We start from the raw sequence: 3,637 nt of genomic DNA, 5'->3' as shown, positions 1-3,637 counted from the left end.
CGGCCGGCAGGGGCACGGGCGGCGTGGCGCCCGTCAGCGGTGCCCCGCCGCGGCCGCCCAGGAGCCGGGGCCGGCGGGGCGGCACGCGCACGCCCAGCGCGGAGACCTCGCCGGCCGGCTCCTCGAACAGCAGGGTGTCCACCACCCGCGGCTCGGGCCCGAACAGCGTGGACACCGCGGGCCGGGGCGTGCCCGTCTGCAGCGCCACCACTTCCCGCAGCACCCCCGTCAGCTGCTCCGCCATCTCGTCGGCGGAGCCGAACCGGCGGGCCGGGTCGGGGTCGGTGGCCCGCACGAGCAGCCGGTAGAAGGACTCGTAGCGGGTGAAGACGGCGATGTTCTCGGGGTCGGGCAGCCGGTCCGCGAAGACGTTGGTGTAGCCCTGGAAGTCGAAGGTCAGCACGGCGAGCGTGCGCGCCACCGTGTAGAGGTCGGAGGCCACGGACGGGCCCACCTCGGCGACCTCGGGGGCCTGGTAGCCGACCGTGCCGTAGATGGGGCCGTCGTGGTCGTCCATGCGGCGCACCGCACCCATGTCGATCAGCTTGAGCCGGTCCTGCTGCTGAATGGCGTTGTCGACCTTGAAGTCGCAGTACAGCAGGTTGCGGCTGTGCAGGTGGGCGAGCGCCTCCAGCGCCTCGATGCCGTACGCGCACGCCTGCTCGACCGGCAGCGGGTCGCGGCGGCCGTCCGGGGTGCGCCGCTCGTTGGCGATCTCCTTGAGGGACTTCCCGCCCACGTACTCCATGACGATGTAACCGTCGAGGCTGCCGGTGCGCTGGTCGAGGTGCTCGACGAAGTTGTAGATGCGCACGATGTTGGAGTGCTCGATCTCCGCGAGGAAGCGCCGCTCGGAGACGGCGGCCGCCAGCGCGTCCTCGTCGCCCGTGTCGAGCAGGCCCTTGAGCACCACCCAGCGGTCGGAGACCGCCCGGTCGATCGCCAGGTAGATCCAGCCGAGCCCGCCGTGCGCCAGACAGCCCGCCACCTCGTACTGTCCGTGCACCACGTCGCCCGGGTGCAGCTTGGGCACGAACGAGTACGGGTGGCCGCACTTGGTGCAGAAGCCCTCCGTGCGGCCGGGCCGGTCGGCGCGCGAACGCCCCACGGGCGCCCCGCAGTCGCTCCTGCTGCAGAACCGCTTGCGCTCGGGCACCTCCGGGTTCTCCAGCACCGCCGAACGGGGCTCCGGGCGGGGCACGCCCGGCATGCTGACCAGCCCCGCACCCAGCTTGTTGCGCCCGGAGGCGGCGGCCGTCGAGGGGCCGCTGCGCACCGACACCGAGGGCGCTCCCGTGGCCCCGGAACCGGCGGTCAGCGACCGGGACAGCCGCCCGGACACCGACCGGCGCGAGCCCGAGGACCCCGACGAGCGCGAGGACCGCCCCGAGGGGCCGGACGAGGACCCCGAGGAGCCGCTGCCCGCGCCCTCCGGCGCGCCGCCGCCCCCGCCGCCCGCCCGGGTGACGCCGGTGGCCGGCGAGCCCACCAGCCCGCCCGCCGTGACGACCGGGGCCAGCCCGCACGTGTCGCAGTACAGCTCGCCGCCGCCGACGTCCTCGTAGGCGCCGGCGCAGCCCGGCCGCTGGCAGCTGGTGCCGGTCATGATTCCCCCCTGCCGTCGGTGGGCCCCGAGGCGGTGGACCGCACCGGCGGCGGGGCCATGGCCGCGCTCACGGCCTGCTGGAAGCGCAGGACGGCCTGCTCCGCGGCGAACAGGTCGCAGGGCGCGCTCCACAGCATGCGCCGCGCCGCGTCGTACCGCTCCAGGACGAAGGCGTCCTCCGTCAGCCCCAGCCGGGACGCCTTCGCCTTGTACGCGTCCAGCCGGCCGCGCAGCTCGGCCCGCACGGCCAGCGGCGCGGTCACGGCCGTCAGCGACTCGCGGGCGCGCAGCAACTCCTCCTCGGCGCGCTGCTCCAGGCCCTCCAGGAGCGGCGAGAGCAGGTGCCACTGCGCCCGTCTGCGGTGCTCGGAGGCGGCCGACAGCTGCTCGTAGAGCGCGGTCGGCGGGCCGGAGACCGCGGGCACCTCGGACGCGGCGATCTTCGCCAGGACCTCGACGCGGGCCTGCCGGGCCTCGCCCAGCGTGCGGTCGGCGCGCGAGAGCACGTCGCGCACCCGCACCAGCCGCTGCTCGGCGTCCTGGCGCACGTCCAGGACCGCCTCGACCTCCCGCCGTACGTCCTCCAGGGCGAGGGCGGCGCGGTCGTAGCGGCCGGTGTCCGGGCGGCCGCCGCCCGGCGCGGTGCCGGGGGAGGTGCCGCTCCAGAACGCGAGCGGATCCGATATCACCTCGCACCGCAGTGCGGACAGTTCCCGGTCGATCCGTTCGAGGTCGTCGCCGGCCGGGTGCTCGCCCGGACGCACGCCCACCGCATGGGCGAGGGCCCGCACGCGCTGCAGTTCGGCGGCGAGCAGGTCGATGCGGGCGGGCAGCGCGGACCACACGGAGTCGGCGGCGACCACCACGTCCAGCGCCTGCGCGTACCAGCCGTTCATCCGGTCGACGAGGTCGGTCAGGCTCAGCCGCTCGCTGAGCCGGGCCGGGCCGCCGAGGCCGGCCAGGCCGGCCGTCGGCGGGCCGCCGGGCAGGGTCAGGCCGGTGCCGCGCAGCAGGTCGGTCAGCTCGGACAGCTCGCCGTGGGTGGGCCAGCGGCGGCGCCCGCGCAGCTCACGCGCCGCCTCCAGGGCGTCGGTGTAGGCGTCGAAGTACACCCACAGCTGGGTGATGAGCTGCTCGGTGACCGCCCACCGCGCTCTGGTGGTGCCGGTCAGCTCCGCCCCCTCCAGCAGACGGCGGCCGGCGTGGTCCTGCAGGGCGAGGAGCGAGGACTCGACGGCCTCGTGCTCCGCGCCGAGCCGCGCCAGCGCACGGTCCACCTCCTCGCGGCTCAAGGCCGGCCCGGTGGGCCCCGCGACCGCCATCGATCCCCTCTCCTGTCCGCGGCCCGCGCCGCGCACGAACGCTGTGAACGGTAGTCCTCGCCGGTCGCCGTGCCGGCCGCTCCGTCGGTCCCCGTCGCGCTGTCGTTGCTCCGTGTCCCCTCAGTCCTTGTACTTCGGCTCCGGCGGGGCGGTGATCCCCGTGAGGTCGTGCTCCAGCCACTTGCGGTACGCCTGCATCCAGGGGCTCGCGGTGCCGCCCCGTCGGTAGTCCTCCAGCACTGCGTTGACCCGGCGTACCAGGTCCGTGTCCCCGAGGTTCATCGCCACGCCGTAGGACTCGGTGGTGAACGGTTTGCCGACGAGTCGCACGGACGGGTCCTGGGCCGCCTGTCCGGCGGCCAGGGCGCTGTCGGTGATCACTGCGTCGACCTGTCCCAGCTGCAGCCGGACGAGGCAGTCGAGCTGATTGGGCACGGTGAGCACGAAGGCGCCGTGCGACTCGTGCTTGAGCTCGCTCTCGCCCGTGGATCCTTTGGCCGTACAGACTTTCTTCCCCTTCAAGGTGTCGTCGAACGCCGTGACCGGTGAACCCTTGGGAGCCAGCACCTGCTGTCCGGCCTCGAAGTAGGCCGTGGAGAAGGCGACTTGCTTGATCCGGTCACAGTTGATGGTCATCGTGCGCGCGATGATGTCCACCTTGCCCTTTTCCAGGGCGGGTATGCGCTGGTTCGTGGGGATCGCCAGAAAG

The 3,637-nt window shown here is 74.2% G+C and carries 3 protein-coding genes; all 3 read right to left on the bottom strand.

Going from position 1 to position 3,637, the window contains the following annotated elements; genetic code table 11:
- Nucleotides 1–1,606, bottom strand: a 1,606-nt coding sequence (locus LE181_RS31535) for a serine/threonine protein kinase (RefSeq protein ID WP_225665003.1), incomplete at its 3' end; no start/stop codon positions are given.
- A complete protein-coding gene (locus LE181_RS31530; RefSeq protein ID WP_225665002.1) occupies nucleotides 1,603–2,928 on the bottom strand; it encodes a coiled-coil domain-containing protein in 1,326 nt (441 codons plus the stop codon). The genes LE181_RS31530 and LE181_RS31535, both read right to left, overlap by 4 nt.
- A gap of 120 nt (nucleotides 2,929–3,048) precedes the next feature.
- Nucleotides 3,049–3,637: transporter substrate-binding domain-containing protein (locus LE181_RS31525; RefSeq protein WP_225665001.1), on the bottom strand; the 589-nt coding region annotated here is incomplete at its 5' end.

This window comes from Streptomyces sichuanensis, from assembly GCF_020328095.1.
GTDB lineage: Bacteria > Actinomycetota > Actinomycetes > Streptomycetales > Streptomycetaceae > Streptomyces > Streptomyces cinnamoneus.
Note: the sequence above shows the minus strand (reverse complement) of the source record. Positions and strands in the feature narration are given on the sequence as shown.

Coding starts and splice junctions, on each gene's coding strand:
- LE181_RS31530 (WP_225665002.1), bottom strand. CDS start 2,928: ATGGCGGTCGCGGGGCCCACCGGGCCGGCCTTGAGCCGCGAGGAGGTG.